The sequence below is a fragment of the Rhizobium sp. M10 genome (assembly GCF_002531955.1).
Classification (GTDB): Bacteria; Pseudomonadota; Alphaproteobacteria; order Rhizobiales; family Rhizobiaceae; genus Rhizobium; species Rhizobium etli_C.
Map to the genome: position 1 here is coordinate 63169 of NZ_NWTA01000006.1, position 20534 is coordinate 83702.

At 62.3% G+C, this 20534-nt stretch carries 18 protein-coding genes; 12 read left to right on the forward strand and 6 right to left on the reverse strand.

The window, feature by feature from the left end; all coding sequences use genetic code 11:
• The first annotated feature begins 93 nt into the window (after nt 1-93).
• The 5 genes from CO671_RS11750 (at nt 94) to CO671_RS11770 (ending at nt 7251) form a co-directional block, all read left to right on the forward strand.
• The gene (locus tag CO671_RS11750; protein ID WP_097606061.1) at nt 94-1683 is read left to right on the forward strand and encodes an ABC transporter substrate-binding protein; all 1590 of its coding nucleotides are present in this window, start codon (nt 94-96) and stop codon (nt 1681-1683) included.
• Between the two features lie 96 nt (nt 1684-1779).
• Nucleotides 1780-2787 carry an ABC transporter permease gene (locus CO671_RS11755; RefSeq protein WP_097606062.1) on the forward strand — a complete coding sequence of 336 codons (1008 nt, stop codon included), beginning with the start codon at nt 1780-1782 and terminating at the stop codon, nt 2785-2787.
• Nucleotides 2784-3611 carry an ABC transporter permease gene (locus tag CO671_RS11760; protein ID WP_097606063.1) on the forward strand — a complete coding sequence of 276 codons (828 nt, stop codon included), beginning with the start codon at nt 2784-2786 and terminating at the stop codon, nt 3609-3611. The genes CO671_RS11755 and CO671_RS11760 overlap by 4 nt, the downstream gene beginning before the upstream one ends.
• Nucleotides 3604-5235: an ABC transporter ATP-binding protein gene (locus CO671_RS11765; protein WP_097606064.1), complete on the forward strand. Its 1632-nt coding sequence runs from the start codon at nt 3604-3606 to the stop codon at nt 5233-5235. The genes CO671_RS11760 and CO671_RS11765 overlap by 8 nt, the downstream gene beginning before the upstream one ends.
• Nucleotides 5236-5247: 12 nt before the next feature.
• Nucleotides 5248-7251, forward strand: a complete 2004-nt coding sequence (locus CO671_RS11770; RefSeq protein ID WP_097606065.1) for a CocE/NonD family hydrolase — start codon at nt 5248-5250, stop codon at nt 7249-7251.
• A 3-nt stretch (nt 7252-7254) separates the two neighbouring features.
• Here the strand turns inward: CO671_RS11770 and CO671_RS11775 are convergent, their stop codons facing one another.
• Complete coding sequence (locus tag CO671_RS11775; RefSeq protein WP_097606066.1) at nt 7255-8166, reverse strand: alpha/beta hydrolase; 912 nt, start codon at nt 8164-8166, stop codon at nt 7255-7257.
• Nucleotides 8167-8408: 242 nt separating this feature from the next.
• Here CO671_RS11775 and CO671_RS11780 point away from each other — a divergent pair, with 242 nt between their 5' ends.
• The gene (locus tag CO671_RS11780) at nt 8409-8933 is read left to right on the forward strand and encodes an RNA polymerase sigma factor (protein WP_097606067.1); all 525 of its coding nucleotides are present in this window, start codon (nt 8409-8411) and stop codon (nt 8931-8933) included.
• Nucleotides 8930-11011 (forward strand): VWA domain-containing protein, encoded by a 2082-nt coding sequence (locus tag CO671_RS11785; RefSeq protein WP_097606068.1) that lies wholly within the window; start codon nt 8930-8932, stop codon nt 11009-11011. Before CO671_RS11780 ends, CO671_RS11785 begins: the two co-directional genes overlap by 4 nt.
• A 104-nt stretch (nt 11012-11115) precedes the next feature.
• Here CO671_RS11785 and CO671_RS11790 read toward each other — a convergent pair whose 3' ends face one another.
• The 3 genes from CO671_RS11790 to CO671_RS11800 all read right to left on the reverse strand — a co-directional run bounded on the left by CO671_RS11790 (nt 11116) and on the right by CO671_RS11800 (nt 13318).
• Nucleotides 11116-11712, reverse strand: a complete 597-nt coding sequence (locus CO671_RS11790) for a mobile mystery protein B (protein ID WP_097606069.1) — start codon at nt 11710-11712, stop codon at nt 11116-11118.
• The gene (locus tag CO671_RS11795) at nt 11709-12170 is read right to left on the reverse strand and encodes a mobile mystery protein A (protein ID WP_097606070.1); all 462 of its coding nucleotides are present in this window, start codon (nt 12168-12170) and stop codon (nt 11709-11711) included. Before CO671_RS11795 ends, CO671_RS11790 begins: the two co-directional genes overlap by 4 nt.
• Before the next feature lie 221 nt (nt 12171-12391).
• Complete coding sequence (locus CO671_RS11800; RefSeq protein ID WP_097606071.1) at nt 12392-13318, reverse strand: SMP-30/gluconolactonase/LRE family protein; 927 nt, start codon at nt 13316-13318, stop codon at nt 12392-12394.
• A 178-nt stretch (nt 13319-13496) separates the two neighbouring features.
• Here CO671_RS11800 and CO671_RS11805 point away from each other — a divergent pair, with 178 nt between their 5' ends.
• Nucleotides 13497-14567: a LacI family DNA-binding transcriptional regulator gene (locus CO671_RS11805; RefSeq protein WP_097606302.1), complete on the forward strand. Its 1071-nt coding sequence runs from the start codon at nt 13497-13499 to the stop codon at nt 14565-14567.
• A 24-nt stretch (nt 14568-14591) separates the two neighbouring features.
• On the opposite strand, the gene CO671_RS11810 is transcribed toward CO671_RS11805, so the two are convergent.
• Together CO671_RS11810 and CO671_RS11815 are read right to left on the reverse strand one after the other, a co-directional pair.
• The gene (locus CO671_RS11810; RefSeq protein WP_097606072.1) at nt 14592-15623 is read right to left on the reverse strand and encodes an L-idonate 5-dehydrogenase; all 1032 of its coding nucleotides are present in this window, start codon (nt 15621-15623) and stop codon (nt 14592-14594) included.
• A 10-nt stretch (nt 15624-15633) separates the two neighbouring features.
• The gene (locus CO671_RS11815) at nt 15634-16575 is read right to left on the reverse strand and encodes a 2-hydroxyacid dehydrogenase (protein ID WP_097606073.1); all 942 of its coding nucleotides are present in this window, start codon (nt 16573-16575) and stop codon (nt 15634-15636) included.
• 135 nt (nt 16576-16710) lie between these two features.
• Between CO671_RS11815 and CO671_RS11820 the strand changes: the two genes are divergently transcribed.
• The 4 genes from CO671_RS11820 to CO671_RS11835 all read left to right on the forward strand — a co-directional run bounded on the left by CO671_RS11820 (nt 16711) and on the right by CO671_RS11835 (nt 20525).
• Nucleotides 16711-17475 carry an SDR family oxidoreductase gene (locus tag CO671_RS11820; protein WP_010029976.1) on the forward strand — a complete coding sequence of 255 codons (765 nt, stop codon included), beginning with the start codon at nt 16711-16713 and terminating at the stop codon, nt 17473-17475.
• Nucleotides 17476-17488: 13 nt separating this feature from the next.
• Nucleotides 17489-18040, forward strand: coding sequence for a gluconokinase (locus tag CO671_RS11825; RefSeq protein ID WP_097606074.1), 552 nt, complete (start codon nt 17489-17491; stop codon nt 18038-18040).
• The gene (locus CO671_RS11830; protein WP_097606075.1) at nt 18030-18923 is read left to right on the forward strand and encodes an NAD(P)-dependent oxidoreductase; all 894 of its coding nucleotides are present in this window, start codon (nt 18030-18032) and stop codon (nt 18921-18923) included. Before CO671_RS11825 ends, CO671_RS11830 begins: the two co-directional genes overlap by 11 nt.
• 105 nt (nt 18924-19028) lie before the next feature.
• Nucleotides 19029-20525 carry a sugar ABC transporter ATP-binding protein gene (locus tag CO671_RS11835; RefSeq protein ID WP_097606076.1) on the forward strand — a complete coding sequence of 499 codons (1497 nt, stop codon included), beginning with the start codon at nt 19029-19031 and terminating at the stop codon, nt 20523-20525.
• Nucleotides 20526-20534: the final 9 nt, after the last annotated feature.

Here is a 20534-nt window from a genome sequence, read left to right on the forward strand (position 1 = left end):
TCCCGCATGATGCGGGCACCGGAGGCGGAGAGGAAACCGTCTGCGATCCTGCCCGGAAGTTCTGTCAACGCACCATAAAGAAGGAACTGGGGAATGAACGACTATACCAAATATCTTGCAAGCCGCGTCACCGCGGGCGGGCTCAGCCGCCGCGAATTCATGGGACGCGCCATGGCGGCCGGTATCACGCTTGCCGTCGCCGACAAGCTCTTCACCGAAAGTGCCGAAGCCGCCGAACCGAAGCGCGGCGGCCATCTGAAGCTCGGTCTCGAAGGCGGTGCCGCCACCGATTCCAAGGACCCGGCGAAATTCCTGTCGCAGTTCATGTTCTGCGTCGGCCGCTGCTGGGGCGACATGCTTGTTGAATCCGACCCGTTGACGGGTGCCGCCGTGCCCGCACTTGCCGAATCCTGGGAACCCTCGAAAGACGCGGTGACCTGGACCTTCAAGATCCGCAAGGGCGTCAAGTTCCACGACGGCAAGGAGCTGACGATCGACGACGTCGTTGCGACGCTGAAGCGTCACACTGATGCGAAGTCGGAATCCGGGGCGCTCGGTGTCCTCGGTTCGATCAAGGAGATCAAGGCCGACGGCGGCAACCTCGTGCTGACGCTCAGCGAAGGTAATGCCGACATGCCGCTGCTGCTCTCCGACTATCATCTGGTCATCCAGCCGAATGGCGGCGTCGACGATCCCCTCGCCTCGATCGGCACCGGCCCTTACAAGCTGACGAGCTTCGAACCGGGCGTTCGCGCCACCTTCGAGAAGAACAAGGACGACTGGCGCAGCGACCGGGGTTATGTTGACTCGATCGAGATCATCGGCATGAACGATGCGACCGCCCGCATCGCGGCGCTGTCGTCCGGCCAGGTGCACTATATCAACCGCGTCGACCCGAAGACGGTCAACCTCCTGAAACGCGCGCCCAATGTCGAGATCCTCTCGACCGCCGGCCGCGGCCACTACGTCTTCATCATGCATTGTGACAAGGCGCCGTTCGACAATAACGACCTGCGCCTCGCGCTGAAATACGCGATGGATCGCGAGACCATGGTGGAGAAGATCCTCGGCGGTTACGGCAAGGTCGGCAACGACTTTCCGATCAACGCCACCTATGCGCTGTTTCCCGAGGGTATCGAGCAGCGCGTTTACGATCCCGACAAGGCGGCCTTCCATTACAAGAAGTCGGGCCATAGCGGCTCAGTTCTTCTGCGCACTTCGGAAGTCGCCTTCCCCGGCGGCGTCGATGCCGCGGTCCTCTATCAGGAAAGCTGCAAGAAGGCCGGGATCGAGATCGAGGTCAAGCGCGAACCGGGCGACGGCTACTGGACCAATGTCTGGAACGTCCAGCCCTTCTCGACCTCCTATTGGGGCGGCCGGCCGACGCAGGACCAGATGTATTCCACCGCCTATCTCTCGACGGCGGACTGGAACGACACCCGCTTCAAGCGCCCCGACTTCGACAAGCTCTTGCTGGAGGCCCGCTCCGAGCTTGATGAAGCCAAGCGCAAGGATATGTATCGCACCATGGCGATGATGGTGCGCGACGAGGGCGGGCTGATCCTGCCGATGTTCAACGACTTCGTGAACGCCTCCACCAAGCAGGTGAAGGGCTATGTCCACGACATCGGTAACGACATGTCGAACGGTTACGTCGCGACGCGCGTCTGGCTGGAGACCTGATGGCAAGGGGCGCAACGCCCCTCCGATCTTCGACGAAGCTGGGACTGTGGGAAGAAACCCGCGGTCCCCCCGACGTTTTAGCCAAAGGCCCTCGCCATGACCAACCCTGCCCCAAGCAAGATCTTGCCGGGCTTGAGGTTCCGGCAGCGTTTTCCGTTGCTTGCCCTCATCCTCGAGCGTTTCGTGCTCAGCATTATTCTGCTTTTTGCCGTTTCCATCCTGATCTTCGGTGGGCTCGAAGCCCTGCCCGGCGATTTTGCCACCACCTATCTCGGCCAGTCGGCGACGCCGCAGGCCGTCGCCAATATTCGCCAGGATCTCGGGCTCGATCGCCCGGTGACGACGCGCTACGTCGAATGGCTCGGCAACGCCGTCCAGGGTGACTTCGGCACCTCCTGGGCCAGCAAGAATTCGGTGAGCGAACAGATCGGCAAGCGCCTCGGCAACTCGCTTTTTCTGGCGGGGTTCGCGGCGGTGATTTCAGTGCCGCTCGCCGTCGGCCTCGGCATGGTCTCGGTGCACTTCCGCAACCGCATGCCTGATAAGATCATCAACGTGATTTCGTTGGCGGCAATCTCGCTGCCGGAATTCTTCATCGGTTACCTGCTGATCCTCTTCTTCGCGGTGAAATTCGGCATGGCGACCTTTCCGGCGACCGTCTATGACAGCATGGGCTTCGTCGAGCGATTGAAGGCGATCGCGCTGCCGACGGCGACGCTGGTGCTCGTTGTGCTCGCGCACATGATGCGCATGACGCGGGCGGCGATCCTTTCCGTCATGTCGTCGGCTTATATGGAGACAGCGGAGCTGAAGGGCCTCAGCGCCTTCCGTTCGATCGTCAAGCATGCCGCTCCCAATGCGCTCGCGCCGATCATCAATGTCGTCGCCTTGACCCTCGCCTATCTCGTGGTCGGCGTCGTGGTCGTCGAAGTGGTCTTCGTCTATCCCGGCATGGGTCAATATATGGTCGATGCGGTCACGGTGCGCGACATGCCCGTCGTGCAGGCTTGCGGCCTGATCTTCGCGGCCGTCTACATCTTCCTCAACATGATGGCCGATATCCTCGCGATCGTCGCCAATCCCCGACTGAGGCATCCGCGATGAGAGCAAGAGACATCCCCATCACCGCCTGGATCGGCATGGCTGGCATCGCCATCGCCTTCATCTTCGCGATCTTCGCACCCTGGATCGCACCTTACGGCGAGACCCAGGTCGTCGGCGACGTCTGGCAGCTGCCGGACGACAAATATATCTTCGGCCTCGACAATCTCGGCCGCGATATCCTTTCGCGCCTGATTTTCGGCGCGCGCACGACGCTGCTCGTCGCTTCCGCCGCCACCATCATCTCCTTCTCGCTCGGGGTCATCCTGAGCTTCACGGCAGCCGTCTCGCGCGGCATCATCGACACGGTGTTTTCGCGCTTCAACGATCTGATGATGTCGATCCCGACGCTGATCTTCGCGCTCGTGGTGCTCGCGGTCCTGCCGCAGAATATGATCGTCCTGATCCTCGTCATGGCGATCCTCGATTCCACCCGCGTCTATCGTCTCGGCCGCGCCGTGGCGCTCGATGTCGCGGTGATGGAATTCGTCGAGGCGGCGAAGCTGCGCGGCGAAGGCAAGCTCTGGATCATCTTCCGCGAGATCCTGCCGAACACGCTGTCACCGCTGCTGGCCGAGTTCGGACTGCGCTTCGCCTTCTCGATCCTCTTCCTCTCCACCCTGTCCTTCCTCGGCCTCGGCATCCAGCCGCCGGCGGCCGATTGGGGCGGCATGGTCAAGGACAACAAGGACGGCATCATCTTCGGCATTTCAGCCGCACTGGTGCCGGGCACGGCGATCGCGACCCTTGCCATCTGCGTCAACCTCGTCGTCGACTGGCTTCTGAAACGCACATCCAGCCTCAAGGGAGGGCGCGGCGATGCCTGAGCTTCTTTCCGTCCGCAATCTGAAGATCGAAGCGACCAGCTATCCGCCCGGCGAAGCGCCGAAGCGCGTAACCATCGTCGATGGTGTCTCCTTCGACCTTCAGAAGGGCAAGGTTCTCGGACTCATCGGAGAATCGGGCGCCGGCAAGTCGACGATCGGCCTCTCCGCGCTCGCCTATGGCCGCGGCGGCGCCGAAATCACCGGCGGCGAGGTGCGGCTCGACGGCACCGATATTCTGACGCTCGGCAAGGATGGCATCCGGAAAATCCGCGGCGCCCGGGTCTGCTACGTCGCGCAATCGGCGGCAGCCGCCTTCAACCCGGCGCACCGGCTCGGCGACCAGGTGATCGAAGCCTCGGTCAAACATGGATTGATGAGCCGGGAGGAGGCGCGCAAACGGGCGCTTTATCTGTTCCGCGTCCTCGGCCTGCCCAATCCGGAAACCTTCGGCGAGCGCTTCGCCCACCAGGTCTCCGGCGGTCAGCTGCAGCGCGCGATGACGGCGATGGCGCTCTGCTCGAACCCTGAACTCATCGTCTTCGACGAGCCGACCACGGCGCTCGACGTCACCACGCAGATCGACGTGCTGGCGGCGATCAAGCACGCCATCGAGGAGACGCATACCGCCGCACTCTACATCACCCACGATCTCGCCGTCGTCGCCCAGATCTCGGACGACATCATGGTCCTTCGCCATGGCAAGCAGGTGGAATATGGCAGTGTCCAGCAGATCATCGAGGCGCCGCGCGAGGATTACACCCGCGCCCTGGTCAATGTCAGGCAGGCCTATCGCGATGAAGCCGCCGACCAATCGGCGGCCCTTCTCAAGGTGGAGAATGTCAGCGCCGAATATTCCAACGGCTTCAAGGTGCTGCACGATGTCTCGCTGCATGTGCCGAAGGGGCAGACGCTTGCCGTCGTCGGCGAATCCGGTTCCGGTAAATCGACGCTGGCGCGCGTCATCACCGGCCTGTTGCCGCCAAGCAGCGGGCGTGTCGTCTTTGCCGGCAAGCCGTTGATGCCCGGTCTCAAGAGCCGGCCGAACGACGATCTCAGGCGCATCCAGCTGATCTATCAGATGGCCGATACGGCGATGAACCCGCGCCAGACGGTGCGCGACATCATCGGCCGGCCGCTGACCTTCTATTACGGCCTGAGAGGCGCCGAGAAGACCGCCAGGGTGAAGGAGCTGCTCGACCAGATCGAAATGGGCAACGGCTTCGTCGATCGTTATCCGGCCGAACTCTCCGGCGGTCAGAAGCAGCGGGTGGCGATCGCCAGAGCCCTTGCCGCCAAACCCGAACTCATCCTTTGCGACGAGCCGACTTCGGCGCTCGATCCGCTGGTCGCGGAGGGCATCCTCAAACTGCTGCTGCGGCTGCAGGAAGAAGAGCAACTGTCCTATGTCTTCATCACCCATGACATCGCGATCGTGCGGGCGATCGCCGACAGCGTGGCGGTGATGCATCGCGGCAAGCTGGTGCGGTTCGGGCCGAAATCGACGGCGCTATCGCCGCCCTTCGACGACTACACCGATCTGCTTCTGAAATCGGTGCCGGAAATGGAAATCGGCTGGCTGGAACGCGTGCTTGCGACCCGGCGGATGGAAAGCGCCGGTCATTGAGAGGGAACAGACATGACGTCGCGCGGCTTCACTACCATCGAGAATGAATGGATCACGCTGAAGGACGGAACGCGGCTTGCGGCGCGCATCTGGATGCCCGACGGCGCGGCGGAAGACCCGGTTCCAGCCGTCTTCGAATTCCTGCCCTATCGCAAGCGCGACGGCACCAGCCCCCGCGATGAGTCGACCTATCCGGTGTTCGCCGCCGCCGGTATTGCCGGCGTGCGCGTCGATATCCGCGGATCGGGCGAATCCGACGGCGTCATCGACGGCGAATATACCGAACGCGAGCTTGCCGATGCCTGCGAGCTGATCGCCTGGATTGCGGCGCAGCCCTGGTCGAACGGCGCGGTCGGCATGATGGGCATCTCCTGGGGCGGCTTCAACAGCCTGCAGGTCGCAGCCCTGCGCCCGCCGGCGCTCAAAGCCGTCATCTCGATCGCCTCGACCGTTGATCGCTATAATGACGATATCCACTACAAGAACGGCTGCCATCTCTCCGCCCAGCTCTCATGGGCGGCGACGATGCTCGGCTACCAGTCGCGCCCGCCCGATCCCGCCCTTGTCGGCGAGCGCTGGAAGGAGATGTGGATCGAGCGCCTGGCAGGCGAACCCTTCTTCATGGAGGCGTGGCTGACCCATCAGCGGCGCGATGATTTCTGGCGTCACGGCTCGATTTCGGAGGATTTTTCCCGCGTCGAGATCCCGACGCTTGTCATCGCCGGCTGGGCCGACGGCTATCGCAACACGCCGCTCATGGCGGTCGAGGGCTTGGGCGACAAGGCAAAAGCGCTGATCGGCCCCTGGGTGCACAAATACCCGCATTTCGCCTGGCCGAAACCGCGCACGGATTTCCATGCCGAAGCAATCGCCTGGTGGAACAAATGGCTGCGCGGCGAGGACAATGGCATCGACCGCCTGCCGCAGGCGCGCGCCTATATTCTCGATGCTATCCGCCCGGCTCTCCGCCGCGACAGCGATCCGGGTTTCTGGGTGGCGAAAGACAGCTGGTCGCCGCCGAAGATGCAATGCTTCTATGTCGAGCAATTCGGCAGGCTGACGGAGGGCATGCCGATCCCGCATGCGCCGGAGCATCCCGTCTATCTGAGTTCTCCCCTCGATACCGGCACGGCATCGGGTGAATATTTCACGCTGAAGCCCGATGCCGAAATGGCGATCGATCAACGCTTTGACGATGCCGGCTCGCTGGTCTTCGATACGATGCCGCTGGCGCGGGATCACGACTATCTCGGCCGGCCGGTGCTGACGCTTGCACTGCGCTCCCGGGCAAAGAGCGGAAATCTTTGCGCCCGGCTCGTCGATGTTCATCCCGACGGCACGGCGACGCGGGTCGCCTTCGGCGTCGTCAACCTCAGCCATCGCGACGGCAACGCCGATCCGAAACCGCTGACCGCGGGCGAGACAGTGTCGATCCGGCTCGTGCTCGATGCCTGCGGCTATCGCTTCCGCAAGGGACATCGCATCCGCCTTTCGCTTTCCACCGCCTATTGGCCGATGATCCTACCGCCGCCGGAAGACGGGGGGATCGATGTCGATATCGCCTCACTTGGTCTTGGGCTGCCGATGCTCGGCGAACACGAGAGGATTGAAATCGACGAACCGGCCAATCCCGATCCTTTGCCGAAATATATCGAGCATGCCGCCGCCGCGACCAAGCGACAGGTCGTCCGTGATCTTTCGTCGAACCGCACGAAATATCGCATTCATGAGGATACCGGGCTCACCGAACATCCTGAGACCGGCCTGTCGACCCGGCAGTTGCGGGAGGAAGTCTGGTCGATCTCGCCCGGCGATCCGCTGTCGATGACGGGGATTTCGACCTGGACCTGCGACATGCGCCGTCCCGGCTGGTTCGTCCGCACCGTCGCAACTGCGCGGATTGCCTGCACGGCGACCGATTGGATCATCAGCGCCATCGTCACGGCTTTCGAGGATGACGTGCAGATCTTCGAAAAGGTCTTCGCGGAAAAGAAGATCGCCCGCGACCTGATGTGATCGTCAGGCGGTCGCAAAATGCCTGACGGCCTCGCAGACCGCGCGGAAGCCGTCCTTGGCGCCATCGCTCATGTGGCGGGCGCGCAGCCAGGCATGCACCATCTGCGGCTCCTCCCGGAACGAGACCTCGATGCCCTCCGCAGCCAGCCGGGCGGCATATTGCCGGCCGTCGTCGCGGAGCGGATCGAAGTGCGCGACCGTGATGAAGGTCGGTGGCAGCCCGGCAAGCGACGGCGCCTGCAGCGGCTCGGCGATCTCATTGTTGTCAGGCGCCTGCAGGATCGTGCGATAATAGGTGACATCCGCCGTTGTCAGGCCGGGTGCCGCAGCCATTTCGACGTAGGAACCTGCGGCAAGGTCGCCGCCGAGCGCCGGGTAGATCAGCACCTGGCCGACGACGCCTGATAGCTCCTCATTGCGCGCGCGCAAGGCAAGGCCGGCCGCAAGATTGCCGCCGGCGCTGTCGCCGATCAGCACGACCTTGCTCCCGGCGGAAAGCAGATGTTTCAGCACGGCAAAACCGTCATCCGTCTGCGCCGGCCAGCGATATTCGGGCGCGAGCCGATAATCGACCGAGACGAGTTCCGCACCGGCGAAATCGGCGATCTCGGCGCAGATGGCATGATGGCTCTCAAGCGAACCGGCGACGAAACCGCCGCCATGAAGATAGAGCAGAATGGTGCGGGTAACGATTTTGCGCGGACGGTAGCGCCGGATCGGTACGCGCTGAACCATGCCGTCCGCAAAGATCATATCCGGGGGCAGCGGACGGTCGAAGCGCGCGCAAAGAGCATCGTACCAATGCCGCTGCTGTTCGACCGATGCCTCAATCGCATCCGGCGGATAAAAAGCATCGCAAATTGCGAGAAATTGCAGGATGCCCTTTTCGGTGGGGACAGGCGTTGGAGCGGACATTGAGGGTCCTTTCGATTTGGAACATGCAGATCCATGTCCCTGGCCGACTCTGCCGTCATCTTGCGCCTTTGCGATGGAACCGATCTGTCCGGCAGCGACCCGTTTATGTCGCGGCGCTCGATTATTTTGAGCCCAATTCAAATTCGCAAAAATTTTTTTGGCGTCGACCCAAGGAAAGCCATCGGAGAAACGTCTCAATCCCGAAATAGCATCTTGCTTGATAGCTTGGGGGTAGGTGCGCATTGGATGCGGAGCTCATAGAACGAGCGCAGGGGGGTGACCGGGAGGCCTTCGGGCAACTGGTCTCGCGCCATTATGATTTCGTTCACGCGACGGCATGGCGATGGTCAGGCAGTTCCACCGACGCCGACGATATCGCCCAGGAGGTCTGCGTCAAGCTCGGCGCGGCCATCCGTGGCTTTCGCGGCGCCAGCCGCTTCAGGACATGGCTCTACACGCTGACGCTCAACGCCGCCCGCGACCATAGACGCAAGCTTGCGCGGGAAGAGCAGACATTCCGCGCTTACGCGGCCGAACCGCAGCAGGATGCGCCGGGCGGAAGCGACGACGAGCTGTCGAGCGAATTATGGGCGGCCGTGCGCGCTTTGCCGGAACGGCAATGCGACGCCGTGCTGCTCGTCTATGGCGAAGGCCTCAGCCATTCGGCGGCCGCCGATGTCATGGGCTGCTCGGAGGCGACCGTGTCCTGGCAGGTCCACGAGGCGCGCAAGAGGCTGAAGGCCATGCTCGGCAAGGAGGAGGTATGATGGACAAGGAACTCGAAAAGCTCTCCCGCCTCGCGCCGCCGGCAGCCGATCCGCAGGCGCGTGCACGCGCCCTTGCCGCGGCGATGCAGGCCTTCGACAGCGCAGAAAATAATGCAGCGGCAGCCCAAGGAAATGCGAAAGGCCGGCGTCCAAGCTCCATCATCAACTGGATATGGAGCCCTGCTGTGAATAAGAAATTCCTCGCCGGTTCAGCCCTTGCGACGCTGCTCGTCATTCCCGCCGCCGGTTATCTCACCTTCGAGCTGACCCGCAACCAACCGATCGTCGAGAAGGAAAGGATCGAGGGCACTGTTTCGAAAAATGAAGTGCCAATACCGACTGGCCGGCCGGCCGCGCCCGCGCTTTCCGAAGCGGTTACCGAAGAGAGCCGGCTGCCTCAATCCACGGCGGCCGACAGCGCTCAAGCCTTGCAGGACAAGGAGCAGGCGATCGCGGCGCGGAAATCTGATCTCAATTCGGACGACGTCTCCGCCCTCTTAAATAAGCGACGTACAATGTCCGAAGGGGCCAAGCGCTCTGTCGCGCAGGGTATCGTCGCCCCAAATCAGCAGGCAGCCGAGCCGATGGCCGTCGCCCCCTCGCCTGCTCCGCCGACGGAAAGCCGTATGCAGGTTCAAGTCGATCCCGGCCGCGAACGCTTCGCCAATGCGGCGGCAAATCCGATCAAGAGTGTCGCGGCCGATCCGGTCTCGACCTTCTCCGCCGATGTCGACAGCGCCTCCTATTCCTTCGTCCGCCGGTCGCTGACCGGCGGGGCAATGCCCGATCCGCAATCGGTGCGCGTCGAGGAGATGATCAATTACTTCCCCTATGATTGGCCGCGTCCCGACAAGGCTGACCAGCCCTTCAAGGCGACAGTGACGGTGTTGCCGACGCCGTGGAACCACGACACGGAACTGATGCATGTGGCGATCAAGGGTTATGACATCGCGCCGGCGACTGCGCCGCACGCCAATCTCGTCTTCCTGATCGACGTGTCGGGCTCGATGGACGAGCCGGACAAGCTGCCGCTGCTGAAGAGCGCCTTCCGTCTATTGGTCAACCGGCTGAAGCCAGACGATACCGTCTCGATCGTCACCTATGCCGGCAATGCCGGCACGGTGCTCGAGCCGACGCGGGTGGCGGAGAAATCGAAGATCCTCTCGGCAATCGACAGGCTGGAGGCTGGAGGCTCGACCGGCGGCGCCGAGGGTATCGAGGCGGCCTACGATCTTGCCAAAAAGGCCTTCGTCAAGGACGGCGTCAACCGGGTGATGCTGGCGACGGACGGCGACTTCAATGTCGGCCCGTCGAGCGACGAGGATCTGAAGCGCATCATCGAGGACAAACGCAAGGAGGGCATCTTCCTCACTGTTCTCGGCTTCGGCCGCGGCAATCTCAACGATTCCCTGATGCAGACGCTGGCGCAGAACGGCAATGGCAGCGCCGCCTATATCGACACGCTGGCGGAGGCGCAGAAGACGCTGGTGGAAGAGGCCGGATCGACGCTGTTTCCGATCGCGAAGGACGTCAAGTTCCAGGTCGAATTCAACCCGGAACGGATCGCCGAATACCGGCTGATCGGCTACGAGACACGGGCTCTCAAACGCGAGGATTTCAGCAATGACCGCGTCGATGCCGGCGATATCGGCTCCGGCCACAGCGTCACGGCGATCTATGAGATCACGCCCAAGGGAAGTCCCGCGGTCATGAATGACGACCTGCGTTATGGCGCCGCCGATAAGGCATTGGCCGAGACATCGGGCAGCGCGCATCAGGGCGAGCTTGCCTTCGTCAAGATGCGCTACAAGCGGCCGGGCGAGGACAGGAGCGCCCTCATCACCACGCCAGTCGAGGACCGCAATACGGTCGCCACCGTTGACGCCGCTCCGCAGGATGTCCGCTTCTCGGTGGCCGTCGCCGCCTTCGGCCAGAAACTGAGCCGCACCAGCGCCCTCGATGCCTATTCCTATCAGGCGATTGGCGATCTCGCTGCGGCATCGCGGGGGACGGATTCCTTCGGCTACAGATCGGATTTCCTCGGACTCATCCGATTGGCTGACGGCCTCGGTCAATGATGAAAGAGAAGCATTGCGAAGCAGAGGCCGCCTGGGAGGGCGGCCTCTGTTGCTGGGCGTTTGAAGATTAAGCTGGATTTTCAGTGGAGCGAGGAGCTTCGCGTTCAGCTGTGGGCAAACTCGAGAAAGGGACCGATGTCGTGGTTGTCGGCGGCCTGAAGTGCTGCGACATAGCGCATGCGTAGATCGCCCATGTCGCTGAGGCTCCCGCTCCCCCAACTGAAGGGTTCTTCCTTCAGTCTTTCCACGAGAAGATCGGCCGTCAGTCGCGCATGGCGCCCGTTGCCGTTTGGGAACGGGTGGATGGCGACCAGACGATGGTGGAATCGGATTGCAATCTCGTCCGCAGCGAAGGTGTCATGCTCGATCCAGTATCGCACGTCGGCAAGCAAAGCCGCGAGCTCGACCGGGATGCGGTAGGCCTGAATACCAATGTTCCGCTCCGTCGCCCGGAAGCGACCTGCCCATTGCCAGACCTCGCCGAACATGCGTCGGTGCAATGTGCGCATAAAGTCTTCCGTCAGCACCTTGTGGACCGGCATACGTCGTCGTCCGCGGCCCCAGGCTGCGCCCTTGACGATGTTCTCCTGTTCGGCCTCGTTGAGGTCGTTTCGATGCGTGATCCAGCTTTGAAGCAGACCCTCGCGTTCCTGCGGTTCAAGCGGTGTTGCATCCTCGGGTTCCTGGAAGAGGTCGGTCATTTCTCTGACCAGAGATCGCGCTCGGAAAGCTGGTCACGGATGTAGGCCTGGATACGGGATTCAAGATCGGCGTCATCGGTGCCCTGTGCCTCCAGGCGCATCGTATGCGCGACCCGCTGAAGTTCGCGCAACGCGATCTTTCTTGCCCGGCCGTTGAGTGCAGCCTCGAGCGACGTATTCGGGACCAGTGCGTAGACAAGCGTGCAGTCGAGCGCTTCGGCTGCGCGGCGCAAGGTGCTAAGTTGGATCGTTCCTGATGCCTCCGACTTCTCGATCGCTTCCACTGTCTGCGGCCGGATCCCCATCCGGGAACCGAGTTGCGCTCCGGTCATGCCGAGTGCGTCTCGCAATGCGCGAACCCATCCTTTAGGGGGCGCTCTGAAGTTCTCCACAGGCTGCAGTGCATGAAGGCGTTCATCAAGCCGTTTCCGCGCTCGTTTTCGCACTTCGCCTTTCATCACTGAAACCTTTTTACCGAAATCATATCACAGACTGATCTAGGATAACTAGATATCAGTCTATAGGCTGATAAGCAATTAATAAAATCAGCCTATAAACTGAGCCTTGTGTGCATCGACACAGGTTGTGGACTGATTTTGTTGTGGGCCTAGGGGTTTACTAGCGACAGTCGACCACACATAACATAACGCTTCAACGGAGAACGGAACGACAGCCCGCTCTATCCCAGCCTCGACCCATTGGCCGTGAGATAGACAGCGTAGAGCGACGTGGTGGCGGTGATGAAGAGGCGGTTTCGTTTCTCGCCGCCGAAAGCGACATTGGAGACGATCTCGGGAATATGGATCTTGCCGAGCAGTGTCCCATCCGGATCGTAAGCGTGCACACCGTCTCCGGCGCTCGTCCAGATCCTTCCCTTCCGGTCGACGCGGAAACCATCGAAAAAACCCGCGGTGCATTCGGCGAAAATGCCGAGGTCGGTCAGCTTGCCGTCATCGGACACGGCGAGCTTTCTGATATGGCGCGGACCGCCGGATACGTGCGATGCCCCGGTATCGGCGATGTAAAGCACCGTTTCGTCGGGAGAAAAGGCCAGCCCGTTCGGCTTGACGAAATCGGACGTCATCCGATCGGTCGTACCTGTTACCGGATCATGCCGGTAGACGTGGCATCCGCCGATTTCCTCTTCGCCGTAGTCGCCCTCATAATCGTGGAGGATGCCGTAGCTCGGGTCGGTGAACCAGATGGTTCCGTCGGATTTGACGATGACGTCGTTGGGCGAGTTGAGCCGTTTGCCGGCAATGCGATCGGCCAGCACGGTAATCCCGCCGTCGAAATCCGTTCGCGTGACACGGCGCGCCAGATGCTCGCAGGTGATCAGCCGTCCCTGATTGTCGACCGTGTTGCCGTTGGAATTGTTGCTGGGCGAGCGGAAGACAGACGTCTGCCCGCTGGTGTCGTCGTAGCGCATCATGCGATTGTTGGGGATATCCGAGAAGACCAGATAACGTCCGGCGGCAAACCAGGCCGGCCCTTCCAGCCAGCGGCCACCCGTCCAAAGCCGCTCGACGCGGGCATGGCCGACGAAACAGCTTTCAAAGCGTGGGTCGAGCACTTCGAACCCCGTACCCTCGATTTCTCCGAACATGATGTCCCTCACTTCAGATTGTTATCGATATCATCCTGCCTTGTTTTTCACCCTTCGTACAGAGATCGACGAACTGTGGAACGCGGCAGTCCTGCAATAATATTGATTGTGCGATGATAGCGATAACTTTATCGTGTCCTGAGTTGCCCAACGTGGAAGCTGTTTGAAAGCGGAGCCGGTGAAAGACGAGGATGAGTCAAAAGGCAGACGTCTCAAGGGAGGAGACGCCCAAAAGCTGACGATGGCCGAAGTCGCCAAATATGTCGGCGTGTCGGCCATGACCGTTTCGCGCGCCTTTCGCCAGGATGCGAGCGTTTCCGAAGAGACCCGGAAGCGCATCATGGAAGCCGTCGATGCGCTCGGTTATGTGCTCGATCTCTCCGCCGGCAGCCTTTCCTCTCGGCGCAGCGGCTTCATCGCGGCGCTCGTGCCCTCCATCAACAATTCGAATTTTTCCGACACCGCACGCGGCATCACCGATGCCTTGGAAAATACCGGCCTTCAGCTCCTTCTCGGCTATACCGATTATTCCGCCGAAAAAGAGGAAAAGCTGATCGAGGCGATGCTGCGCCGGCGCCCCGAAGGCATCATCCTGACAGGCGGTTCGCATACCGACCGGGCGCGGCGCATGCTTGATAAGGCCGGTATTCCGGTGGTCGAAACCTGGGAAATTCCGGAAGAACCGATCAATCATGTCGTCGGCTTTTCCAACAGCGAGGCGATGTCCCTGCTGGTGCGGGCGCTTGCGAGCCAGGGCTACCGGAGGTTCGGCTATATCGGCGGTACAACGGCGCGCGATACGCGCGGCAGCCAGCGGCGAAGCGGTTTCCTGAAGACTGTCGAAGAACTGGGCTTGGGACCAGGGCGGGCGATTTCCTTCGGGGTGCCGCCGATCACGATGGAACAGGGCGGCCAGGCGGTGGTGAGCCTCCTCGAACGCTGGCCGGACACGGAAGTGGTTCTCTGCGTCTCCGACCTGTCCGCCTTCGGCGCGATCATGGAATGCAAGCGCAGGGGAATGCGCGTGCCTGAAGATATCGCCATTGCCGGCTTCGGCGACTACGAGATCTCGTCGATCTGTCATCCCAGCATCACCACGATCAATGTCGACTGTTACGGCATCGGCCGCCAGGCCGCTGCCCGCCTGCTGGATGCCCTGCAGGCGGGCGGCGAGGCGACCGGCGACGAGATCACATTGACCGGCTACAGGGTCGTCCTGCGCGAAAGCACGGAGCGCGGCGCCCGATAATCGGCGCCCATAATCGGCGCCTTGTCAGAAGGCGATCTGGACTTTCATCGACTTGCTGCGGTCGCTGGCCAATTCAAAGGCGGCGACGGCCTCGTCGATGGCAAAAACCCCTGTCAGCAGCGGTTTCAGATCGACGCGGCGCGCGTTGATCAGTTCGACGGCAAGCGCAAATTCCTCGTGAAAGCGGAACGTCCCGCGCATCTCGATTTCCTTGGCGACGATCATGTTCTGCGGGATGGAGACATCGCCGCCGAGGCCGAGCTGCACGAGAACGGCGCGGGGCTTCAGCGCCTCCAGACCGGCGCGCACGGCGCGCTCATTGCCCGACGCTTCGAACATGACGTCGAAATATCCCTTGTCGGCGCCGTAAGCGGCGAGTTCAGCGGCATGCGTGGCGACATTGATCGTCCGATCCGCACCGCTGGTGCGGGCGATCGCCAGAACGCTGTCGGTCACATCGGTTGCGACGATTTCGCGGGCGCCGAGAACGCGCGCGGCAACAATCGCCAGCATCCCGATCGGGCCGCAACCGGTGACGAGAACCCGTTTGCCCAGCAGCGATCCGGCGCGGCTGGCCGCATGCAGCGTTACGGCAAAGGGTTCGGCGAAGGCGGCCTCGTGAATGGAAATGCCCTCAGTGACCTTGTGGCATTGCCAGCGCTCCGCCACCAGCCGCTGGCGAAAGCCGCCCTGGATATGCGGCATCGGCATGGCGCTGCCGTAAAATCGCATGTTGAGGCAGTGGTTCTGCTGTCCCTTCAGGCAATATTGGCAATGATTGCACGGCCGGCTCGGGGACACCGCAACACGGTCTCCGACGGCAAGATCGCTCACACCGGCACCCAGCGCCTTGACCGTGCCTGCGATTTCGTGGCCGAGGATCATCGGCTCGCGCAGGCGAACGGTGCCGAAGCCGCCATGATTGTAATAATGCAGGTCGGAGCCGCAAATGCCGCCGGCTTCGATGGCGACTTCCACCTGCCCCTCTCCCGCAGCCTCCGGCTCGCGCTCCTCGATCCTGAGATCCTTGGCGGCATGAATGACGATGGCTTTCATAGCGAATCCCTCACACGACGGGAGTTGGAAGCGGGTTGCCGGCAAAATGCGCGGCGAGATTGTCTCTGACCAGCTGGCCCATGGCCTTGCGAGTCTCGACGGTACCGGAGCCGTGATGGGGCTGCAACACCACGTTTTGAAGCGTCAGGAAACGCGCATCGATCTTCGGTTCGTTGAGGAAGACGTCGAGGCCGGCGGCCTGGATGGTGCCGTCCTGGAGGGCCGCGATCAGCGCCTCTTCGTCGACCGTCGTTCCGCGCGAAACATTGATCAACATGCCGTTGGGGCCGAGCGCTTTCAGCACCTCGGCATTGATGATCTTCATCGTCGCCTGCCCGCCGGGGACGATGACGATCAGAAAATCGGCCCAATCGGCAAGTGCCACAAGATCCGGCTGGTAGGCGTAGGCGACATCCTTGTGCTCATTGCGGGCGAAATAGGCGATGTCGCAGCCGAAAGCGGCGGCCCGCCTGGCGATCGCCTTGCCGATCCGCCCCATGCCGGCAAGTCCGACCTTCTTGCCGGCGACGCGGGTCACCAGCGGCATGGCGACATTGCCCCACTGGCCGGCGCGGACGAAAACATCGGCCTGCGGAATCTGCCGCGCCGTGGCAAGCAGCAATCCGATGGCGATATCGGCGACGTCCTCGGTCAGCACGTCAGGGGTATTGGTGACACGAATGCCGTTGGCGCGGGCATAGGAGAGGTCGATGGCATCGGTGCCGACGCCATAACAGGAGACGATCTCCAGCTTCGGCAATTGTTTCATCAGTTCGGCGGAGGCGCCGAGTTCGCCACGCGTCGCAATGGCGCGAACATTCTTGCCGACCCTTGCAATCAATTCCTGCTTATCGGTCGCTTCCCACAGGCGGTGAACGCGATACTTCGCCTCCAGATCGACCATATCCCATTCCGGGTAGGCTCCGGTCATCAAGATCTCTACCTCAGGCATTCCGTCTCCGTCCCGCATTTTGACAGTTGATTATGTTATCGATAACATATAATCCGGAAAAGCGATGTCAAGTGAGTTTCACCTGAAGTGGCGGTATAAGCCGTCATTCGCAGCGACACCGGAGGAGTTACTTGCATGAAGAACCTGTTTGATCTGACCGGGCAGCTTGCCCTGATCACCGGCTCGAGCCAGGGGATCGGTTATGCGCTGGCCGAGGGCCTGGCGCAGCATGGCGCAGAGGTCGTCATCAACGGCCGCACGCCCGAAAGCGTCAAACGGGCCGTAGAGAGCCTCAAGGCTCAAGGCCTGTCGGCGCATGCGGCCATCTTCGATGTGACCAGCAAGGACGCCGCCAAAGCGGGCATCGATGCGATCGAGGCCGATATCGGCCCGCTCGACATCCTGATCAACAATGCCGGCATGCAGTTTCGCACGCCGCTGGAAGACTTTCCGGCGGACAAATGGGAGCTACTGCTGACCACCAATATTTCGAGCGTGTTTTACGTCGGCCAGGCAGCCGCCAAGGCCATGATCGCCCGCGGTCAGGGCAAGATCATCAACATCGCTTCGGTGCAGAGCGAACTGGCTCGTCCCGGCATCGCCCCCTATACGGCGACCAAGGGCGCCGTGCGCAACCTGACGCGCGGCATGTGCGCCGACTGGGCCAAGCACGGTCTGCAGATCAATGCGATCGCGCCGGGTTATTTCAAGACGCCGCTCAACCAGGCGCTCGTCGACAATCCCGAATTCTCGTCCTGGCTCGAGAAGCGGACGCCGGCCGGACGCTGGGGCAATGTCGAGGAACTGGTGGGTGCCGCCGTTTTCCTCTCGGGCCGCGGCTCGTCTTTCATCAACGGCCACACGCTTTATGTCGATGGCGGCATCACGACCTGCCTCTGACCGAGACACGACGATGGAGAGCGAGAAAGAAGCGTTGCCTCTGGCGGTCGTGGTCATGGGCGTGAGCGGTTGCGGCAAATCCTCGGTTGGAGCGGGAATCGCCGCTCGAAACGGCGTGCGATTTGTGGAGGGCGACCAACTCCACCCCGCGGCAAATGTCGAGAAGATGGCGAAAGGCATACCGCTCACCGACGCCGACCGCCTGCCCTGGCTCGACCGGATCGGCGAGGAAATAAAGACCGCGCAAAGGGTGTCGCGGGGGTTGGTTATTTCGTGCTCGGCGCTGAAGCGCAGCTATCGGGACCGGTTGAGACAGGCGGCTGGCGGGCGCCTGGCCTTTGTTTTCCTGGAGGGCTCGCGCGATCTGCTGCTGTCGCGGATGCAGGCCCGCCAGGGCCACTTCATGCCGGCGTCGCTGCTCGACAGCCAGCTGCAGACGCTGGAGCCGCCGACCGGTGAAGCCGGTGTGGTAACGGTGGCGATCGATAGGGCTTTGGATGATATGGTGGCGCTGGCTTGTGAGGGGCTGGGCGCGGCCGACAAGGGAGGTTTTCATGCAGGATGATTATAGAGCAGATGTCGCCGTTATCGGCGCCGGCATCATGGGAACGGCGATCGTCACACGGCTGATCGAAACCGGCCACAAAGTATCGGTCTTCGATCTCGATGCCGAAAAGGTCGCAGCATTGACGGCAAAGGGCGCTCACGCGGCGAGCTCCGTGGCGACTGCCGTCTCGGCGTCGGAATTCTGCATTCTCAGCCTCAATCACGCCAGCATCGTGCGCGCCGTCGTCTTCGGCGAGAAGGGGGTTGCGGCGGCGGCAATCGCCGACAAGCTGCTGATCGACATGTCCTCCATCGACCCCACTGAGACGGCCGACATGGCGAAACGGCTGCGTGCGGAAACCGGCATGGCATGGGTGGATTGCCCGCTGTCGGGCGGCGTACCCGGCGCGCTCGGCGGCAAATTGACGATCATGGCCGGCGGCAACCCCGAGGACTTCGAGCGGGCGCGTGTGGTGATGCGGCATCTTGCCGCCAATTATACGCTGATGGGCGCCTCCGGCGCCGGTCAGACCACCAAGCTGATCAATCAGCTGTTCTGTGCCGTGCTGTTCCAGGCGATCGCCGAAGCCGTCAAGCTCGCGGAAGCCGGCGGCGTCGACCCGGCCGCAATTCCGGCAGCGCTTGCCGGCGGCCGGGCGGACAGCCGGATATTGCAGGAATTCATGGCGAAATTCGCCGCCCGCGATTTCTCGCCGACGGGCAGGATCGACAATATGCTGAAGGATCTGGATTCGCTTCAGGCCTTTGCGCTGAAGACCAAGACTCCGCTGCCGATGACGGGTGCGGTGGTGGAGATTCACCGCCTGCTTTGCGCCGCCGGCCTTGGGCCGAAGGACTCTGCCGAGATGATGCATCTCCTCGACGGATTTCGCGCCGGCTGACGTCATCTGGCGGAGTTGGGGATTGTCACTTTCCGCTTGACTACTGTGGAATGTTATCGATAACATCTTTTCGTAAGGACAGCTGCAGCTTTGGGAGGAGCCACAGTGGAAGCCAAGAGACTGCTGGAGTTCCAATCGATCACCAAGAGCTTCGGCGGCACGCAGGCGCTGCGTGACGTCTCGATCGATCTGCGCGAGGGCGAGATCCTTGCGCTGCTGGGCGAAAACGGCGCCGGCAAATCGACGCTGATCAAGACGCTTGCCGGCATTTACAGGCCGGATAACGGCGACATCTTCTTTCGCGGCCAGAGCTACCATCATCGCCCGCCGAAACCGAACGAGCGGCAGCCGGTCGCCTTCATCCACCAGGATCTCGGTCTGATCGAGTGGATGACGGTCGGTGAGAATATGGGCCTGTCGCAGGGCTTCTCGATGCGCGGCGGCCTGATCGACTGGGGAAGGACGCAGGCGCGGGCCAAGGAAGCGCTGAAACTGGTCGGCTGCGACTTCGATCCGACGACGCGGGTCTCGGCCCTGTCGCGCACCGAAAAATCGCTCGTCGCCATCGCCCGCGCGCTTGCCGTCGAAGCCGATGTTCTGGTGCTCGACGAGCCGACGGCGAGCCTTCCCGCCGACGAAGTCGATCGGCTTTTCAATGCGATCCGCCCCCTGAAGGAGCGCGGCGTCGGCATGATCTACGTCTCCCACAGGCTGGACGAGATTTTCCGCATCGCCGATCGAGTCGCCGTGCTGCGCGACGGATGCATGGTCGGACAGAAGCCGGTCAGCGAGACCACCCCCGACGAACTGGTGACGATGATCATCGGCCGCAGCGGCGACAGTCTGTTTTCGAAGACCGAGATCAAGCCCGGCAAAGCGATCGTCAAAGTCCGCGACCTCGTCTGCGCCGGCACGAGCCCGATCTCCTTCGAGATCCGTCAGGGCGAGCTGCTGGGCCTGGCCGGGCTGCGCGGCGCCGGCCAGGAGCGGATCGGCCGGGCGCTGTTCGGCTGCGAGCCCTTCAACGGCTCGGTTCTGCTGCATGACCAGGCGCCGGATCTTTCCAGCCCGCGACAGGCCATGGCGTCGGGCATCGGTCTGATCGCCCGTGACCGGACGGAGGAATCCGTCGCGCTGTCGCTTTCCATTCGGGAAAACACCTACCTCAATCCGGCCGCCGTCGGCCGCGGGCTTTTCTCCTTCCTGTCGCCGCGCGGCGAAGCCGATCTTGCCCATGCGATCGGCCATTCCGTCGGCCTCAGGCCGAACGATCCGGATCTGCCGGCGGAAGCGCTGTCGGGCGGCAACCAGCAGAAGGTGGTCGTCGGCCGCTGGCTGGCGACCGGCCGCAAGCTGCTGGTTGCCGAAGACCCAACCGCCGGCGTCGACATCGGCGCGCGCGCCGAGATCTACCGCCTGATCACCCAGGCGCTGGAAGCCGGTCTGGCGGTCGTCGTGGTCTCGACGGATTTCGAGGAAATTGCCCATATCTGCCACCGCGCGCTGGTTTTCTCGCGCGGCAAAATCGTCAGCGAACTGAGTGGAAGCGCTCTGACGACGGAGGCGGTCATCACCGCCGCCTCCGCCTCGGAAGCGGCTTGAGCCATCGGG